At 60.5% G+C, this 18,923-nt stretch carries 15 protein-coding genes; 8 read left to right on the top strand and 7 right to left on the bottom strand.

All coding sequences use genetic code 11. The features are described 5' to 3' along the window. Nucleotides 1-61: 61 nt before the first annotated feature. The 5 genes from R3E77_09400 (at nt 62) to R3E77_09380 (ending at nt 6,807) form a co-directional block, all read left to right on the top strand. Nucleotides 62-1,201, top strand: a complete 1,140-nt coding sequence (locus R3E77_09400) for a D-2-hydroxyacid dehydrogenase (protein ID MEZ5499628.1) — start codon at nt 62-64, stop codon at nt 1,199-1,201. 58 nt (nt 1,202-1,259) lie between these two features. After that, the gene (locus tag R3E77_09395; GenBank protein ID MEZ5499627.1) at nt 1,260-1,790 is read left to right on the top strand and encodes a hypothetical protein; all 531 of its coding nucleotides are present in this window, start codon (nt 1,260-1,262) and stop codon (nt 1,788-1,790) included. 201 nt (nt 1,791-1,991) lie between these two features. Then, entirely contained in the window at nt 1,992-2,972 is a 981-nt protein-coding gene (locus tag R3E77_09390) for a universal stress protein (GenBank protein MEZ5499626.1), read from the top strand. Nucleotides 2,973-3,025: 53 nt separating this feature from the next. Continuing rightward, nucleotides 3,026-4,453, top strand: coding sequence for an OmpA family protein (locus R3E77_09385; protein ID MEZ5499625.1), 1,428 nt, complete (start codon nt 3,026-3,028; stop codon nt 4,451-4,453). Between the two features lie 101 nt (nt 4,454-4,554). Next, nucleotides 4,555-6,807, top strand: coding sequence for a GGDEF domain-containing protein (locus tag R3E77_09380; GenBank protein MEZ5499624.1), 2,253 nt, complete (start codon nt 4,555-4,557; stop codon nt 6,805-6,807). Here the strand turns inward: R3E77_09380 and R3E77_09375 are convergent. Genes R3E77_09375 through R3E77_09360 form a run of 4 tightly spaced genes read right to left on the bottom strand, consistent with a single transcriptional unit; the run spans nt 6,770 to nt 12,351 of the window. Then, the gene (locus R3E77_09375; protein MEZ5499623.1) at nt 6,770-7,369 is read right to left on the bottom strand and encodes a CDP-alcohol phosphatidyltransferase family protein; all 600 of its coding nucleotides are present in this window, start codon (nt 7,367-7,369) and stop codon (nt 6,770-6,772) included. The genes R3E77_09380 and R3E77_09375 overlap by 38 nt on opposite strands. A 2-nt stretch (nt 7,370-7,371) precedes the next feature. Then, nucleotides 7,372-8,637 (bottom strand): nucleoside transporter C-terminal domain-containing protein, encoded by a 1,266-nt coding sequence (locus R3E77_09370; GenBank protein MEZ5499622.1) that lies wholly within the window; start codon nt 8,635-8,637, stop codon nt 7,372-7,374. Beyond that, a complete protein-coding gene (locus R3E77_09365; GenBank protein ID MEZ5499621.1) occupies nt 8,637-11,678 on the bottom strand; it encodes a TonB-dependent receptor in 3,042 nt (1,013 codons plus the stop codon). The genes R3E77_09370 and R3E77_09365 overlap by 1 nt, the downstream gene beginning before the upstream one ends. Before the next feature lie 43 nt (nt 11,679-11,721). Beyond that, nucleotides 11,722-12,351 carry a hypothetical protein gene (locus R3E77_09360; protein MEZ5499620.1) on the bottom strand — a complete coding sequence of 210 codons (630 nt, stop codon included), beginning with the start codon at nt 12,349-12,351 and terminating at the stop codon, nt 11,722-11,724. A gap of 147 nt (nt 12,352-12,498) precedes the next feature. Between R3E77_09360 and R3E77_09355 the strand changes: the two genes are divergently transcribed. Genes R3E77_09355 through R3E77_09345 form a run of 3 tightly spaced genes read left to right on the top strand, consistent with a single transcriptional unit; the run spans nt 12,499 to nt 15,621 of the window. Continuing rightward, on the top strand, nt 12,499-13,998 hold the full coding sequence (locus tag R3E77_09355) for a PAS domain S-box protein (GenBank protein ID MEZ5499619.1): 1,500 nt from the start codon (nt 12,499-12,501) through the stop codon (nt 13,996-13,998). Nucleotides 13,999-14,017: 19 nt separating this feature from the next. Next, a complete protein-coding gene (locus R3E77_09350) occupies nt 14,018-14,662 on the top strand; it encodes a response regulator transcription factor (GenBank protein MEZ5499618.1) in 645 nt (214 codons plus the stop codon). Further along, nucleotides 14,659-15,621, top strand: a complete 963-nt coding sequence (locus R3E77_09345) for a universal stress protein (GenBank protein ID MEZ5499617.1) — start codon at nt 14,659-14,661, stop codon at nt 15,619-15,621. The genes R3E77_09350 and R3E77_09345 overlap by 4 nt, the downstream gene beginning before the upstream one ends. Here the strand turns inward: R3E77_09345 and R3E77_09340 are convergent. Genes R3E77_09340 through R3E77_09330 form a run of 3 tightly spaced genes read right to left on the bottom strand, consistent with a single transcriptional unit; the run spans nt 15,615 to nt 18,876 of the window. After that, complete coding sequence (locus tag R3E77_09340) at nt 15,615-16,322, bottom strand: c-type cytochrome (GenBank protein ID MEZ5499616.1); 708 nt, start codon at nt 16,320-16,322, stop codon at nt 15,615-15,617. The two genes, R3E77_09345 and R3E77_09340, sit on opposite strands and share 7 nt — an antisense overlap. Next, on the bottom strand, nt 16,322-16,966 hold the full coding sequence (locus tag R3E77_09335) for an isochorismatase family protein (GenBank protein ID MEZ5499615.1): 645 nt from the start codon (nt 16,964-16,966) through the stop codon (nt 16,322-16,324). Before R3E77_09335 ends, R3E77_09340 begins: the two co-directional genes overlap by 1 nt. Continuing rightward, entirely contained in the window at nt 16,963-18,876 is a 1,914-nt protein-coding gene (locus R3E77_09330) for a hydantoinase B/oxoprolinase family protein (protein ID MEZ5499614.1), read from the bottom strand. The genes R3E77_09335 and R3E77_09330 overlap by 4 nt, the downstream gene beginning before the upstream one ends. Nucleotides 18,877-18,923 lie beyond the last annotated feature (47 nt).

Raw genomic sequence — 18,923 nt, 5'->3', positions numbered from 1 at the left:
ATTCGGCGGCGATTATAACGAATGCTGCTCGGCGCGGGTCCTGGCTTGTTATGCTCGGCAGGTGCGGAGGGACGGTACCAAGAGTTTTGCACTCGCCACGGTGTTAGCCGCGGCATTTGGCGCGGCCTGGCAGATGCCGGTGCGCGCCGCTGACGCCGGTGCGGAAGCGCTGATAGAAAAATATCGCTTGCGCGAGTCGGCGACGCCGGTTGCTGCATGGGTCCGTTGGCGTCGGCCGCAACGCATTCTGGTGGATGCGGGCGTGCCGGGTCTGGTCGATGCGGTGAAGTCTGCGGCGCCCGGGGTTACGGTGATCAGTGCGGGTGACGCGGCGGAGATGGTGGCGCGGTCGGCCGGCGCCGATGCCGCCATCGGCCGTACGCGCGTGATCTGCAGCGAACCATTGCTGGCCGCGGGCCGGAACCTGCGCTGGTTGCAGAGTATCTATGCGGGTGTCGAGGCCTGCGTCGACAAACCGCAGATCCGCGACGGAAAACTTCTGCTGAGCAATATGCGCGCTATCGCCGGAGCCGTGATCGCCGAGCACGCAATAGCCATGCTGCTCGCATTGAGCCGCAATCTGCCAGATTCGTTCCGGCAGCAGATGCATGGTGAGTGGGCGGTAATGGGCGAGGGCGCGACCATGCGTACATTGCAAGGCAAGACCTTGCTGGTCGTCGGGCTTGGGGGCATCGGCGAACAGGTTGCGCGTCGCGCCGATGCGCTCGGCATGCGTGTGATTGCGACGCGCGCGAGTAATGCGCCGGCGCCGCCGTTCGTGAGCTACCTCGGCAAACCGGACGAACTTGCCAATCTTGCCGCGTCCGCAGACGCGGTTGTGGTCACGGCGCCGCTGACCTCGACGACACGCGGCATGTTCGATGCGCAGATGTTTGCGCGCATGAAACCATCGGCGTACCTGGTGAATGTATCGCGCGGAGGGCTGGTAGTCACCGACGATCTGGTGCACGCCCTTGAGGCCAGGCAGATTGCAGGCGCGGCCCTCGATGTCACCGAACCGGAGCCGCTGCCCAAGGATCATCCGTTGTGGCTGGCGCCCAATGTGATACTGACGCCCCATGTCGCGGCTCAGTCTGATCTCGGCGAAGAGGCGCAATTCGCTGTGATTGCGGAAAACGTTAGGCGTTACGTCGCCGGCGCCCGATTGCTTTCTGTGGTTGATGTCGACCGCCAGTACTGAGCGTTCTGGGCGGGGTTTTGGTCACAGATCGTATCGCGCTCTCGAGCTACCATGGGCCATGAGAAAAATTGCTTTTGTCGCGGTGGTCGCCGTCGCGATCTACTTCTTTGTCGTCAGGGATGGCGATGACGGCCGTTCGCGCGTGCCATACCGGGTGCTCCCTGAGGCAAAATTGCGCAGTACTGCGGCCATCGAACGCTTCGATATAGGCGTACTGTTCGACGCGCAGAAACCTTTGTCGGATCTGGCCGAACCTGGCGTCTATACGGTCGTGGAGATCTATTCGGAGCATTGTTCGACATGCCGTTGGCTCGAGGGGCAGCTTCCCGCGTTCCTGGACCGACGCCGGGATGTCGTAGTACGGCAGGTCAAGACCTTCAGTGGTCAAATTGGATTTTCCAGCAGCGAAGAGATGTCCGCCTGGCAGGACAGGCAGGAAGATATCCACGACTTCTATCGTTTCTATGGCACGCCCCATATCGAGATTTACGACTCACGACAGCAACCGGTGGTCATCGACGTAGAGCGCAAGAAGCCGGGGCTGGCATTCCTCGAGGCGTGGCTTGCGGATGCGAATACTGCGTCGTGAAGGAAACGACACAAATCGGCGCCGGCGAGCCTCACGGTGGCAGCTGGTCAACTGCGCATAATGTATATTAAGTTAAATTAATGCTGGACCGTGGTGTTACTTAAGTAAGTACCCCTACCGATCACGTAGCGATCCGGATTGGCATTCGCGCAGCGATAAGTCATCTTTACCATGAGATCCAGCGACCACCGGGAGCGCGCAATGCCAAGCCCCAAGAAAATACTTGTAGCGGTCAAGGACCCGTTTGATCGGAAGTTGCCGGCCCTGCGCAAAGCGCTGGCGCTCGCGCGTGCCGCCGGCGGCCAGGTGCAGTTGTTCCATAGCCTGTCGGCACCCATCTATCTCGATGCACTTACTGCGCGCGGTGACAGTTTGCGCACCCTGGAGTCGCGGGAACTGAAGCGCAGTCGCGCTGCGCTCGAAAAGCTTGCGAGCCGACCCGGATCGAGTGGCGTGAGGATATCCGTTGCTGCCGAATGGGATTACCCGCCCGCCGAGGCCATCGTCCGGCAGGCTCGCAAATGGGGCGCTTCACTGATCATCGCAGATCGGCACGCGGGCGCGCGGCATGCGCGCTGGCTGTTGAGTTTCAATGATTGGGAGCTGTTGAGATTGGCGCCCTGCCCGGTCTTGATCGCCAAGACAGAAGGCGGCTACGACGGCAAAGTGGTTGTCGCCGCCGTTGATCCTACGCACGCGCACGCCAAGCCTGCGGCACTCGATACCGCAATCCTGAATACAGCATCAGACTACGCGGAAATGTTGCGCGCGAAGCTTCACGCGGTTACGGCATGCCCTGCGCCCCCGGTCTACCCGTCATTCGGCTACATGGAAGCGTATGCGCTCCCCGATTCGAGTCCCGAGGAACGGCTCCGAAGCACACGCGCTGAGCTCGACAAATTAATTGGCAAGCGGCCGATCGCTCGCGACAGACGTCACGTCATCTCGGCGGAACCAAGTGCGGCGATCGTAACGATTGCTCGCAAGCAAAGGGCCGGTCTCGTCGTAATGGGTGCGGTGTCGCGATCGGCTATCAAGCGCTTGTTCATTGGCAATACGGCGGAGCGAACGCTTGATGCGCTGCCTTGCGATGCCCTGGTCGTCAAGCCGCGCTCGTTCCGTTCGCCGGTTGCTCGCGGCAGCCGCGGTCTGCGGATCATGGCCACACCAGCGGTTACCTAGCTTCAAATTGAGCTAATATGCCGGTGTCAATAGCCGAGGACACCGGAATTTACATGCGCCGATCCATCTTCCTGCTGGTCAGCATGTTGCTGGCCTCGCTTGCCTGGTCGCAGGAACTGCGCGCAACTCTGTTTGCCGACGCAGATGCCGCGCGCCAGTCAGCAGATAACGAGCAAGCGGCGCTCCTTGCGCCGCAGAACTATTCGGAAGCCAGCCGTTACTACGAGCGTGCTGAGCAGCGACTGGCCGACAAGGGCAACATCGATCGAATCAAGGCCGATTTGGCACGTGCCACCACGTCGTGGTCAGCCGCGCGCGATGCCGCCAAGATTGCGGCGGTCTCGCTGGCAGATACCATGCGTGCGCGAGCCGATGCGCTCAAGTCCGAGGCACCGAAATTTGCACCGGATGGATGGCAAGAGGCACAAAGGCTGTTCAGCTCCGCGGCGCAACGCCTTGAGAGTGGCGATCTCAATGGAGCACGATCGCGTGGCGTGCAGGCAAGTACCGCCTACCGTGCCGCCGAGCTTGGTGCAATCAAGACCCAATATCTCGACGAAGCGCGGCAACTCATACAAAGGGCCCGAAATGAGCGTGTCGCTCGTTACGCTCCGAGGACACTGGCCCATGCCGAAGCGCTGCTGACGGAGGCCGATTCCGCCCTCGAGCGCAATCGTTACGATGTCGATGAACCGCGCAGCCTGGCGCGGGAAGCCCGCGCTGAGGCTGCGCACGCGTTGTCACTGGCGGCACGGATCGGCCCGGTCCGCGACGGCGCGGCAGAACTGGAAACACTGCTGTTGCAGTCGGAAAAGCCGTTACGCGATGTGGCCGCGCAGCTGGATCTCAGCCCGACCAGCGATGTCGAATCCACGGTGCTTGCGCAACAAATAATCGAGGCGGTCACCAGATTGCAGAAGGATTCGCAATTGCTGGGCGAGCGCAACACGCAGATTGCGAATCTCGAAGCGGAATTGGGCGATCTCGAAACCAAGCTCGGTCGTGAGTCGGCGCGCAGGGCGCAACAGGAGCGGCTGCGTGACCGATTGCGACAAACCGAGCTCATGTTCCCGCCGGAAGAAGCGCTGGTTTACCAGCAGGGCAACGATCTGCTTTTGCGGCTGGTTGGACTGACCTTTCCGAGCGGCCGCTCGACGGTCGAGACGAGCGCTTATACCTTGCTTGGCAAGGTGCGCGATGTCCTTACGCTGTTTTCGCCAGGCGAGGTGCTCATCGAGGGCCATACGGATTCGTTCGGTAGCGATGAAGCGAATCTGGAGCTTTCTGCGCAGCGGGCGCTATCCGTGCGAGAGTACTTGCTGGCGAATACGCCCGGACTCGATCCCGACAAGGTGACCGCCCAGGGCTACGGCGAGACCCAGCCCATCGCCAGCAACGACTCAGCAGAAGGTCGCGGCAGGAATCGCCGAATCGACGTCGTACTGCGCGGCGCCCTGGTACTCCCGGTCTCCCGCGAGTAGCTGGTCCAATCGGACAATAGATCGACCTGTGCGCCAGTTCACAGGTCGAGGGATATTGCTGTGAATTGGGACATCTCCCCATCGCGTGCAATGCGGCATTTTTGACCCTTCGTGCATTGGCCATCAATACGCACTGGGGACCGCCGGCACTCATGAGCCAGGATGCTCAGGAATTCGATTTCGCGCCATGCGCCCAGATGATAAAGGCGCTGGTTCCGCGCGCGACGTGGATAGCATTCATCGACACTGCCGACAGTCTTTTGTACAGCAGTGATGGGACGATTTTGCCGGAAGTTGCGGCCATCGTTAGCGAAATGATTGCGGCAGGAGGCGGCAACAGCGATACCGAAACCGTCGATGGTATCGGGCGATCAGCCGAGATCGGCGATCTACTCGCCTATTTCCTGCGAGTGACCGACGATCGCGGCAGGCTGGTCGGCGTGACATGCCTTCTGTGCCGATCGAGCCAGGGTGGTCTCAGTACGCTCGAAGCAGTCGACAAGTTGTTGCGCGCATTGCTCGTGCTGGTTGGTCGGGACATTTCCCAACGCGCGGCCATCGAATCCGGTCGATTCAACCTCAACGAAACCGTCGAGCTCAACTGGTTGCTCGACGTGACCCAATTGCGAGCCGGTGGCAAGTCGGAGTCCGATCTGATCGGCGACACACTAGCCGCAATCGAGAAACGTCTCGATGCCGACTGGATCGTGCTGCATGTGCCGGGATGTCATTTGACGCGTGTGCATGGACGCAAGGACGGCGCGGAGCAAACAGGCGAACAGTTGCGCGAGCTTACGACCGGATACCTCCTGAGGGCGGTCCAAAAGCGGGCGCAGACGCTTGTGGTCAACAAGATTCGTGAGGAAGGGTCGAAGGCACTTTTGCCATTTCGGATTCTCTGCGTTCCACTGATGGCCGAGAACGAATGCCTGGGCGTTGTAGCCGTCTACAACAGTAGTCGCCGCAGATCCTTCACCAATGACGATGCGCGAGTCCTCGAGCGTCTGGTGCCGCGCCTCAATGAACTCGTTACCGCCAACATTGACCGGCTGACCGGTGTCCAGAGCCGCCGTGCACTGGAGGAGCGGATCCAGACACTCACGAAACTGGGTGAAGCGAATGCGGCGATCGTTTACGGTGACGTGGACCAGTTGCATGTAATCAACGAGCTGTATGGTTTTTCCCAGGGAGACGATTGTCTGCGCCGCATCGGCGAAATCTGGCGCACTGTGCCCATGGGTTCGGCTGGCGGCGGCGTCTATCGTCTGACGGGGGATCGATTTCTCGCCGTACTGAACGGTGCCACTTTGAATCAGGCCCGAACCTGGGCGGAAAATCTACGCGAGCAAATCGCCCGGAATGTGAGCGTGGGCGAGCCGGCAAGATTGCCCCTGACGGTTACGCTGGGCGTTGCGGTGGCCACTGGCGATACGCGGCTCGAGCACGCGATAGCGGCTGCGGAGACGGCCTGTAAAGCAGGCAAGGACAGAGGTCGAAATCGCGTCGAGGTATTCGAGGCAGCCGATCTCAGCCTGATGCGCCGGCACGAAGATGTCGCTGTATTTCGCGAAATCATCGATGCGCTGTCCGATGAGCGTTTCGTCCTTTTCGCCCAGCCGATCGTTCCCCTGTGGGATCCCACGCGTCCAACGAACTTCGAGCTGCTGGTTCGAATGCGGGACAAATCGGGCAATATTTTGGCGCCAGAGTCATTCATGTCAGCCGCGACCCGATATCAATTGCTGCCGCAAATCGATCGTTGGGTGGTAAGTCACTCGCTCAAGGAGCTCGCCCCCTATGCCTCGCAGCTCGACGAGACCGGCGCGCGGTTTGCCATCAATCTGTCGGGACCGTCACTTGCAGACCCCGAATTCGCCGACTGGGTCCGCTCTGCATTGCGATCCTCGGGCCTGTCGGGTGCGAATCTGGTCTTCGAAGTGACGGAAACCGCAGCGATTGGCAATCTGGACGCCGCTAAACGATTCATTGAGCGGCTCGGGGAACTCGACTGCAACTTCGCACTCGATGACTTCGGTACCGGTCTGTCCTCCCTCGCCTATCTCAAGGAATTGAAGGTGGAGTGTCTGAAAATCGATGGCGCGTTCGTGCGTGATGTCTTGCGCGATTCGGGTTCCGAGTCGATGGTGCGCGCCGTCCTGCATATAGCCCGGCAACTCAATCTGGTGACCGTGGCCGAACATATCGAGGACCAGGAAACTGCAGAGTACCTGGGCAAGCTGGGTGTCGTATATGGTCAAGGCTACGGTTGCGGTGCGCCGCAACCTCTGGAGAGTGTTCTGAACCAGCTTGCGGGGGTCACCACGCCTGGCGCGCAGCGACAAGTCGCTGGATAGCGGTCAGGACACATATCGCCGCGAACGCGTAGGCGAGCGGGCCAAACTGGCCCGGCCAGAGGCACATCGCTGCGTAAACCGCAATCGTTTCGCCACCTTCTGCAAGACCCTGGCTGTATGCGAATCCCTTCCCGTGACTGTGGGGTTCGGTTAGCGGTGCCGTGTTGCATACCGCTGCGTAGGCCAGGAAACTACTCGACGACAGGACGATGGCGGCGAGCAAGGTTGCCGCCGCCCGGGCATTTTCGGCAGCGGCATGGGCGAACCCAAGTGGCACGGCTGCATAGAAGGCAAAGTCTGCGACGCTGTCGAAATACGCGCCGAAGCGGGTCGGGCGTGAAAGCCGGGCAAGCGGTCCATCAAGGCCGTCCGCCAGTCGGCTGATCGCGATGGCGCACAGTCCGAGCCCATAGGCGCGCGATGCAATACAGACTCCGCCGGTCACCGCGGCGGCGAGGCCGATCGTCGTCAGCCAATTGGCGCGCAGCCCGGCTTGCTGCAGTCTCGCCGCGATTGAATCCAGAAGTGGCTGAAGGCCGCGTTGCAGACTCCTGTCGAACATGATCAGGCGAGAACCATTCCCACCATTGCGCCGGTCATTGCGCTCGCCAGGTTGCCTGCCAGCCACGAGCGCATCCCGAGCTGAACTGCGTCTCGTCGTCGCGATGGTGCGAGTGTAACGATTGCGGAAATCAACAGGCCGATGCTTGCGAAGTTCGCGAATCCGCATAGTGCATACGTACAGATCAATGTCGAGCGCGGCGTCATTGCGCCCTGCCCTGCAGCGGCCAGTTCCAGGTAGGCCACGTATTCGTTCAGCACAGCCTTCGTCCCCATCAATGATCCCGCCATCGCTGCGTCCTGCCAGTCGATGCCGATGGCCCACATGAGCGGCGCAAACAACCAGCCAAACACGCGCTTGAGAGTCAACGCGGTATGGCCAAGGTTGGGCAGCTGTTCGAGCAACTGGTCACATAGCGAAACGCAGGCAAAAATGACGATCAACATGGCGATGACCATCAGGAACAGTTTCAGGCCATCGCCGGTGCCGCGCACCAGCGCATCGATACTGCTCTCGTAACGCAGTTCATCTGCCGGTCGGTCAGCCCCCGTGGGGCTGGAGCCCGGAACCATGACGCGTGCCAGCAATACCGCCGCGGGCATGGATATCAACGAGGCTGTCAGTATGTGCGCGAACGCATTGTCGACGACTTGTGCCAGCGTCTGGCTATAGAGCACGAGAACCACGCCTGATACCGTGCTCATGCCAAGCGTCATGACCATGAACAGTTCCGAGCGCGTCATGCGCTCGAGATAGGCGCGAACGACCAACGGTGCCTCTATGACTCCGAGGAAAAGGTTCGCGCCGGCATTCAGGCCGACCGCGCCACCGATTTGCATGCTGCGTTGCATGGCGTATGACAGAACCCGAACGATGGCGCGAAGTATGCCCCAATGCCAGAGCAACGCGGCGAGCGCAGATGTCACGATGACCAGCGGCAGGATCTCGAACGCGATGATGACCGGGCGGCCGCCGCCGTCGCGAAGATCGAACGGCAAATCAGCGCCGCCAAGGTAGCCGAACATGTAGGCAGATCCTGCACGGCTGGCGCGCGCGAGCGCATCGACGGCTGTGTTGCCAAAACGAAGCACTTCGAACATCGCGGGAATACGCAACAAGGTGACCGCCACCACCAGCTGTATCAGGAGTGCGGTGCCCAGCCAGCGCCAGCTCGGCATGCCGCGCCGATTTTCGCTGACAGCCCAGCACAAACCGACTATTGCGGCAATTCCGAGTACTCCCTGCAAATGTCCAAGCCACGCTGTCATCAGAATGAATAATCCAGCGCGATCTGAAACTGTCGCCGCGCTCCGGCATTGCGCTGCACAGGTTGCACGCCGCCGCCGAACTGGATCTGATTGGACGTTGTCGCAGCATTTGCAAAACCCGACCAGTTGTTGCTGTCGAGCAGATTGAATATATCGACACTCAAACGCGCACTCCCCTTTCCCAGCGCGCGATTGTAGCGAAGGCCGACGTCGATGTTGCTGGACCAGGGAAGCCGACCGCTGTTGCGCCCCGTTCCCGGGTAACGATCCGAATTACCGAGATAATTCTCACCGAATGACATGCCGTCGCCATTGAGGTCCTGCGTTCCGAAAATTCGCCCGTCGGGAACGAAATTGATCGGTTGGCCCGACTGCAGAAGCGCGGCTACTGTCACCTCCCAGCCCGCGCGAGGGGAGATGGTGCCGACCAGGGAGAGCGCATGGCGGCGATCATTGGCGGAAGGTCCGTAGTCGGCGGTGAAATCGTTGGCATCGGCCGCGCGGAAATTGATGTCATCGGTGTCGTTCTCGAGTTTCGACAGCGTATATGCGAGATCGATGCCCACTGCGCCTGGTTGTAACGGGCGAGTCAAACGCAGCGTCAAGGCGCGGTAGGTCGACGTGCCGGCTGTTTCGGAAACGGTGATTTGCCGCGCCCCGCCCGGCACAATGGCGACCGGGCGGCTTGCGTCCGCCTCCGCAGGGGTTCGCACCAGGCCGAGCTCGTGCGCCAGGGTGAGTCGCGCGGCATTGTCCGGCAGGGACTGCAGCTGCGCGACGATCTGTGGCGTCAGCGCTGCCAGGTTCGCGGCGAAAGGCGCCGGCGCATTCAGATCGCGAAGGCGCACAAGATGCAATGAGCGATTGAACAACGCATCTACGGAGAACAGCAATTCGTTGGCAAGTTCGCGTTGCCAACCGAGCATGATTTGCACGCTGTAGGGATTTTCATAGCCGGAAGGATTCTTGATACGAATTTCATTGCTTGCGAACTGCTCGCGTAGCAGTGCCACCTCGCTGCCGGATGGACATTCCGTGATCCGAAGACAAGCGGGATTCACGGTCAGATTGCCCGGGAACAGGACGCGATCGATTGTCGTATCCGCGGGTAACGCGCCAAGCGCGATCAGTTGCTGCAATTGTGAGCGCAAACCGACACTGTCGGAGTTTCTTTGTAAAGCGTCGGAGATGACGGCGTAGGTCAGTTTGTCATAGAAGATTCCGATCCCGGCGCGCATTACATTGAGCTGGTCGGGCCGAAAGTTGACGGCAAGGCGCGGCGCAAAATTGTCCTTGTCTTCGCGCCCGGAACCCGCGCCACTCAAAGAATCCTTGTCCCAGCGCACTCCGGCAGTGACGGTCCAGCGCTCGTCCGGATGCCACTCGTCCTCTGCATAGGCGGCCCAAAGTCTTTGTGGAACGCCGAAACGCGCGGGCCTCAGCTCGACAGCGTAGTTCGCGACCAGTGGATCGAATGCCACGATTTCGGCAATCGTGGGGAGCGATGTGCCGGACGTGTTCCCGAGCAGCGCGACTTCGTCCGCGGTCAGGTCGAGTGTGAAATTCCCGTTCGGGTTGCCGCCGCCGGCCAGGGAGAACTCGTGTTGCAGGAATTCCGCACCCAGTTTGAGGCGATGGTTACCGCTTTGCCACGAGAGCTTGTGGCCGAACTGCGCGCTCTTTTCGCGACTGTCGAAGACGAACCCGGGATTGCCGAGGACTGCAATCGGCAAGCCGCTTTCATCTCGCAGCACGAATTGCGGTCCTGCCTGGGACGGTCGGGCATAGTTCCAATCAAATCGGGAGAATTGCGCGACCAATTCATAGTCATATCGCGACCCGCGGCGCCCCATGGTGAGAGCCAGCAAACTCGAATCACGATCCTGAGCGGACCCGGCCGACGGAAAGGTTACGTTGCCACCTCCCAATCCGCCGCCGGGTCGTTCGAGCGCGATGCGCCCCAGATGGGCGCGCAGGGTCGCAGCCCATAATGCGGAAACCCGCTGATCCAGTCGCAGCGATCCAAGCGCATAGCGGTTCCTTCCGGGAATGCTGCGTAACAGGCCGAGTATGGGCGAATCGAGAAGATAGGCATTTGACTCATCCGTGTACTCGAGATTGAGCAGGTAGTGAGTCCAATCCTTGCGCATAGGGCCGCTGACGGTTACGCCGTATTGCTCGCGCGAAAAATCATCGCTGACGGCATTACCTGACAAGTCGCGCTGGCGAAATCGCGATGGCGAATCAATGGGGCGCCCCGGCCGGAACTGGCCGTAGACTTCACGTTGACGTTCGTTGGTTCCACCGCGCGTCGTGAAGTTCACGATGCCGTTTGCCGATCGTCCGAATTCGCTCGAGAAATTGTTGGCAAGCACGGTTGCTTGCTGGACCACTCCCAAGGGGACCGGAAATTTTTGGCCGCCAAGAAAATTCTCATTATTATCAATACTATCTAAAAGATAGTTAATGTATAATCCGTTTGCGCCATTAATGGACACCGGCGGCGCTTCCGGAAAGAAGCCCGTTGACCAGGCGACATTCGGCATTCGCACAAGACTGGTGAGCGCATCCCTGCCCGCTATGGGCAAGGCGGCAAGTGCTGTCGAATCAAGGGACGCCGCGACCTCTGCGTTAAGACGGTTGGCGAGTGCGCCCGCGCGACGCGCAGAAACCTGTACTTCCTCAAGCGGGGCCGGACGCAGGAGCAGCTGCACGGCCCTGACTTCGCCGCTGCGCAACTGCAGGTCATCGAGCGCGACCGAACCGCCGGCCTCGTCAAGGGCCCATGCCGACACTCGGTAACGGCCCGTAGTGGGTAACGGCTCAAAACGGGCCTGGCGCCCGCCTGCCAGCCGTTGTCGCATATGCAGACCGATGGCCGCATTGTCGACCCGTACCTCGTAGCCCGGTGCTTCGCCGGACTGCGGCAGGTGCTGGTCGATGACAGTCACATGCAGACCCGCCTGCTGTGCTGCAGCGGCCGCCATGTGAAGCAGAGCGAAACCCGCCGCCAACGGCGCGAGCCCCCGAGAAATTCGCATGATCATTTGACCCGGGATCGGCCGCTCAAATTGCGGCGAGGGTTCAATCTCCCACCGGCACCCACATCCAGTCGGGCTGATGCGAGCGCGAGTGCGGTGGCAGCGGCGTGGTACTTCCGGTGCTGAGCAACACGATGTCCGGTCGATCGGCCGCGAGTCGGCACGAATCGATCCCGGCCCATTCCACGACGCTCGCGTTACAGGCCTGTGCGAGTTCACGTGCCCAGCGACGAGCACCTGGCGTGCTTTGTGACCCTTCAGTCTCGCGGATGACGACAACCCGCGGAACTGGCGCCCAGGTGCTGCCGGCCGTCACCAGCAGCGGCCTCGCCAGCATGATGGCCAGCGAACGAGGCTCGGGTGATGCTGCAAAATAGTTGGGAGACACTGCCCCGCCGATGAGCATACGCACGTTGTGGCCCTCGGTAAGGGCCCGAAGGTCCTGACGGTCGGTCTTTGCGCGCCGAACCACGGTTCTGACCCGCTCGCCGGTCGGGCCGAAACTCTTGATCAGGATGTCCAGATAGTAGGCATCCGCGTGCTCTCCCTCACTCGACTCACCGGCCAGCGTGGCGATGACATCGGCTTGCAGGTAGCGCGCCAGCGTGAGCGCGCGGCGCAGAACGATCGCGCTGTCCGGACCTCGTTCAACCAGTACCAGAATGCTTGGCAAAAAATTCCGCCCGTCAGCCGATTCCAGGCGAACAAGTGTTACGCTCCACGCAGTGAAAGTGGATTGCGGAAACTACCTAGGCGCGTCGGGGCTTTGCCATAAGCAAGTTGTGCAACATGCTGTTATGTTTGTGCGCACGAGTGTCAAATGGATCAATTGAAAGCAGCAGGTGATCCATCCGATGGAATGCTGTCCGCTCTGCTCGATGCAACGGTCGATGCAATATTGGTCATCGATGCAACAGGGCGTATTCAGCGGTTCAACCGGGGCGCCGAGCGGATGTTCGGATACACACGCGATGAAGCGGTCGGGTGTAACGTCAGCCTGCTCATGAGCGAATCCGACGCGAGAAATCACAATGGCTATATTTCGCGATACCAGCAATCGCGGGTTGGCCACATCATTGGCACAGGCCGCGAGGTGCTGGCCAAGCGCAGGGATGGCAGCGAATTCCCGGCTCACCTGTCAGTTGGCGAAATCGGCGGCGCGGATCGGCCACGGTATGTCGGAATCCTGCACGACATCTCGCTGCAAGTCGAGAATACGCGAGCGCTGCAAGCGGAGCGTGATCGCGCCAGGCTTTACCTGGATGTCGCTCTGGTCATGATCGCCGTGTTCGATGCGAGTGGCAATATCCAGCAGATCAATCGGCATGGTGCAACCATACTCGGCACGGACGTGCGCGAACTCGTTGGCAAGAACTGGTTCGAATTCCTCTGCATCGAGGATCGCGAGGGCATGCGCGAACAGGTGCGCGCGGCTTTTGCATCCGTCTGCGACGACGAGGTGCGCGGCGACATCCGAGTAGATGCAGCCGATGGAGTGCGGCGCTTCCTGCACCATCGTTGCGTGCCATTGCGCGACGCAAGCGGTTCTGTACAGGCGCTGCTGTGTTCGGCGGAAGACGAAACCGCGCGACGTGCAGCGGAGCGCGAGTATCACCAGGCGCGCGAGCGAATGGCCAGCATGTCGCACCTGGCGACCACCGGCGAGATCTCGGCCGGTATTGCCCATGAACTCAATCAGCCTCTTTCTGCAATCGCAACCTATGCCCAGGCAGCGATCCGAATCTGCCAGTCGGGTCAGCCCGATCCAGCTCAGGTGCGCGAAGTTCTGGGACATATATCAAGCCAGGCACTGCGCGCCGGCGAAATCGTTACGCGTCTTCGCGGCCTGGCACAGCGCCGTGCGACGAAAACCGAGGCCACGAATCTGTCGGCGCTGCTTGCCGATACCGTCGAATTTGCCAAGCACGACCTTCGTGCAAACGACGTGCGCATCGAGCTCGACGTCGACCCTGATCTGCCCGAAGCAAAGGTCGATCGAATCCAGATACAGCAGGTCTTGCTCAACCTGATCAAGAATGCGATCGACGCGATGCAGGATGTTGTAGTGACCGAGCGAGTTATCAGGGTCAGTGCAACCTGCGCATCGGACGAGATCAGAATCCAGATCACCGACAACGGCCCCGGCGTCGATGAGTCCGTGGCCCCGCGAATCTTCGAGCCCTTTGTAACGACCAAGGCAACGGGATCCGGACTTGGGCTCGCGCTTAGCCGTAGTATCATCGAAGCGCATCGAGGACAGATCGCATTTGCAAGTGGCGGCGAGCGTGGCGCGAAGTTCACGGTAAGCCTGCCGGCGTGATACGGGGAGGACACTGACCATGGTTACCAGGCCGACGGTTTTTGTTGTCGACGACGACCAGGCTGTCAGGCATTCGCTCGAGCTGCTGCTGCGCTCCGTTGGCATGGAATGTACGAGCTTTCCATCCGCGAATGACTTTCTTGCGAATTATCGACCGGAGGTGGGTGGCTGCCTGCTGTTGGATGTGCGCATGCCGGGCATGAGCGGGCTTGAATTGCAGCAGCAGTTGAACCAACGTGGCATCACCTTGCCGGTCATCTTCATTACGGGTCACGGCGATGTGCCCATGGCCGTGGAGGCAATGCAGCACGGAGCAATGGATTTTCTGCAAAAACCGTTTCGCGACCAGGACCTCCTCGATCGGGTGCAGCGCGCCCTCGAACTGGATCGCAAGCAACGCTCGGAACTTGCCTCGCTGGCGGAAATCCGCGCGCGTTACGAGTCCCTGACGCCGCGGGAAATGCAGGTATTGCGCCTGGTATCCACCGGCAGGCCAAACAAGGTCATGGCAGCGGATCTCGGCGTGAGTCAGCGCACGGTTGAAATTCACCGTGCCAGGGTCATGGAGAAGATGTGCGCAGGTTCGTTGGCACAGTTGGTTCGCATGGTGATCGGTATCGACGATGCCATGGCGGGCAAGACGCGGGGGGTCGACGCACCGTGAAGAGAATCCTCATTGCAGTTCAACATGGCGACGGTCTCGCGCGCCCTACGCTCGGCAAACTCGCGGTACTCGGCAGGCAGAAAGGGACCGAACTCGAGCTGTACTGCGCGATCGATGCACCTGTCACGTCAGTGTCGCTCGGCGGCAGCGCAGGTCGCCGGATGCGCCAACAGGTCATGACAAGAATTGAACGCACGGTGCTCGATTCGCTCGATCAACTGGCGGAGGCCCCCGCCCTTCGTGCTGTCGCAGTCCGTACCGCGGTCAATTGGGACTACCCCGCGCACGAGGCAATCGTGCGCCGTGCGCTGGCGATCAAGGCTGACATGATCGTGATCGAAACGCATCATCACGCGCGTGCCGCTCGCCTGATGTTATCGAACACGGATTGGGAACTGATTCGTCACTGTCCGTTGCCGTTGCTGCTGATGAAACCAATTGCCAACTGGCAGCGCAGTCGGAATATCCTTGCGTCGATCGATCCGTTTCACAGCCGCGCCAAGCCGGCAGCGCTCGACAAACAGATACTTCGGTCGGGCATGAAGTTCGCCGCCCAACTCGGTGGCAAACTGCACATGTTGCACAATCTCGTCCCCATGCAGCAATTCATGCCGGTCGGACTCGGGCAACCGGTTCCGCTCGGCGAGGACGGCGGCCTTACGGAGCGACAACGCGATCGAGCCGCACGCGCGTTGCGCCGGATCGCAAAAGCCACGGGGCTGCCATCGAGCCGTTGTCACCTGACCGAAGGCGACATCGCCGCGAACATCACCAAGGTCGCGCTTGCAAACAGCGTTGCGGTGACTGTCATGGGGGCCGTGTCGCGCTCAGCGATTCGCCGCATATTTGTCGGCAATACGGCGGAACAACTGTTCGACTTGCTGCAAACCGATGTCCTGGTCGTCAAACCAGGGAATTTCGTCAGTGGGATTCGCGAGCAGCCGTCGCCCGCCTACTGATTCTGCGGCGGTCCGGAGCAGGCCCGGTCGGCACACAGCCTGGAGAGGTAGTCCGCTATACCGTCGATTACATCGCGGTCCAATACCCGACGCAGCAGGTCGATATGGGTTGGCGCCATGTTGGGACGCCGGTTTTCCATGGTGTCGTGCATCTGCCGCACCAGGTATTCGTAGTGCTGCCCAGCTAGCCGCGGCACGTCCTTTGCTGAATCGCCCTGCCCGCTCGTACCATGGCAACGCGAGCAGTTGGTGAGATAGGCCGATACACCGCTACGTAGCTCCGTGCCATTGCCCGTCTGCGCCCGACCTGGCCTGACCGGTAAAGACGAGGCATAGGCCGCCAGATCGACAAGGTCAGCAAGATCGGGGAAGCGCTTGCTCGCCGCGAAGTGCTCCATCCGGATGTCCCATCGTCGCTGATGTCGAAAATCGATCAGCTGACGCAGCAGAACACTGCGATGCTGGCCCGCGATGGCGGGTATGGATCCATCCCTCTGGCCGTTGCCGTCAACGCCATGGCAGGCGGCACAGACTCCAAACAGCTCCCGGCCGCGGGCGGAATCCGCCGTCAGCCTTGCGGCTGCTGCGTAGTCACTCCGCGCGCTGCTCTCGGCTGCATGCGCTGCGCTGATCGCGCCGATTGCCAAAAGCGCAAGCGCGACAAGCCGAAAGCGTACCGCGATTGCCCGGTTGGCGCGCATCAGGCGGCCGGAGCCTGGCGTTGCGACTGGCCAACACGCAATTGCCGGGTCACATCGGCCAGTTTGGTGACATCGCAATAACGGCGTCCGCAATCGCGCAAAACGTCGTTGTGTGGCCCCTCTCCCGCATCGCCGCAACAGTCGTCAACCAATTGCACCCGAAAACCATAGGAAAAAGCGTCGACAACTGTCGCGCGTACGCAGCCGCTGGTCGTACAGCCGGTGACGATCACGGTATCGATGTTCTGACGCACGAGGTAGGTAATCAGCGGCGTCTGAAAGAACATCGACGGCGCATTCTTGCAGTAGGTGAAATTGTCCGGGTGGTCGATCAGGGGGTCCATCGCCGTACACTCATGACCGTAGATGAACTCTTCGCGGACCGCTTTGACTTTCCACAATGGCATGTCGGACTGACTGCAATAGGCCGTATAACAGGCTGCGACTGGCACACCAGCTGCGCGAGCGACATCGAGCAGCCTGACCGTATTGTCACGTGCGCGGTGCAGCGCGGGCAGGTTGCCGAGCGGAAATCGCGGATCGGTGAACGCAACCTGCCAGTCAACGCAGAGCACAGCCGGTTTTTCGCCATAGCCTATGTCATAGGCGCCGTAGCCAACCTGTTTGTACGGGTCGTCGCTCACGCCGCTTTGCCGCGTTTGCGCAGCGCGGATTCCGCTGCCACTTTTGCCCATTTGGTGAACTGGGGCTGCACAGGCGCAGCCAGGCCCGTTTCGCTCTCGCAGCGTGCCTTGAGTTCATCAATGCTGGTGAAACCGCGGTCGAACAACTTGACCTCACCCCGCTCGCTCGCCATGCGCTGCCGAAGAGCCCTGGTCTGTTCCTGATCGACGGAGCGGTCGTCTCGCAAAACGACGCCATAGCGGCGGGCTCCCTCGCGAGTCACGAGGCCCGCATCAACATCGAAGGCTACTTGCGCGGCATCGCGCTCCAGGGGGTCTCCCCAGCCGCCGCCTCCCCAGGTATCGAAATAAAGCAGATCGCCGGCCTCGACGCGGATCCGGTCGCACTTCGACTGCATCAGTTCGCGAGTGCCATCGGTTCGCACCAGGATCTTGGTGCTGCGTGCGCCCGGCAAGCCGCCATTGACGCCCCAGGGATAGGTGAGCCAACGATCGTCGTGAATCGAAATCTCGCCCGGTTCGAGGAACCGGTAGCCGATCCGTAGCGCATTGCCACCACGGTGCTTGCCTGCACCGCCAGTGTCGGCGAGCGTTTCATAGACATCGATTCGCAACGGAAAGTAGCTCTCGAGAAACTCGTTCGGCACGTTCGTGAACGAAGGCCACAGTGAATGGCCGTCCGGCCCATCTCCGAAAGGTTTGCCGGGGATACCACCGAAACCGATCTGGTAGAGCTGGTACCACTCGCCATTGCGGTCGTATCCGGAGTACATGAAATGCGGACTGTCCGAGAATCCTGCCGCGCACATGAATTGCGGATTGCCCTGGCCGAGCAAGCCTCCCAGGATGTCGAAGATGCGACCCAGCGCATGGGTTCGACAGGAAAGTGCCGCCGGTTTGAGCGGCTTCAGCAAGGTTCCCGGAGGGATGCGAACCTCCATGAGGTCATAGAAGCCGTCGTTGAACAGGATCTGCGGGTCGAACACCATGATCATGTACACGCCCGCAAACATCTTGAACATTTCCTCGTTGAGCAGGAAATTGATCGAGCCAACCGATTGCGGGTCGGTGCCCGTGAAATCGAATATGCACTTATCGCCTTCGCGCCACATGCTGCAGGCGATCTTGTACGGGCCGCTGCCCATGCCGTCGTCGCAGATATAGTCCTCGAAATACTGCTTTTTCTCCGGGACGGTGCGCCGGATCAGTTCGCGCATGGCGCGCTTGTTGCGCTCGAGCATCGCATCCATGGCCGAGTAGAAAACATCATCACCGAAGCGGCGAGCGATTTCGCGGCAACGATTTCCGGCCGTGCGCAACGCTGCCACGATGGCATTGAAATCCGACAGGTTCCAGTGCGGTAGACGGCAATTGTGCAATATGACGCGCAGCACATCTTCCTGCAGCTTGCCGTTCTTGTAGATCTTGACGGGCGGCACAACGATACCCTCTTCGAAGATCTGCCGGGCATCCGTCGGAAGCGAGCCCGGCACTTTGCCGCCGATGTCGGTCATATGGCCAAACATGGCGGCCCATGCGATGACCCGCTTGTCCTTGTAGATCGGCATGAGCATGAGCCAGTCATTGGCATGGCTGATTGCGCCATTGACGGAGTAGGGATCGGTGGTGAGGAAGATATCGCCCTCTTCGACCGTACCATCGTATCCTTGCATGAATCCCCAGATGAACGAGCCGAATTGGCCGACGACCATCTTTCCTTCAAGGTTTGCGATCATTGGAAATTCATCGTGCTGCTCGCGGATGCCTGGCGACATTGCGGTACGAAACAGCACGGTATCCATTTCATAGCGCGCATTGCGCAGCGCGCTCTCGATGATGTCGATCGTCACGGTGTCGACCTTGACCTTCTTGCAGCGCTTCTTGTTCGGTTCAATGATAGTTGCCGGCATTTGCGTCTCCTGAATCTGTTACGTGTTGGCGTTACGTCGGGCGGCGG

The sequence above is a fragment of the Steroidobacteraceae bacterium genome, from assembly GCA_041395505.1.
Taxonomy (GTDB): Bacteria; Pseudomonadota; Gammaproteobacteria; order Steroidobacterales; family Steroidobacteraceae; genus JAWLAG01.
The sequence above is the reverse complement of the archived record's forward strand: the minus strand, read 5'-3'. Positions and strand labels throughout refer to the sequence as shown.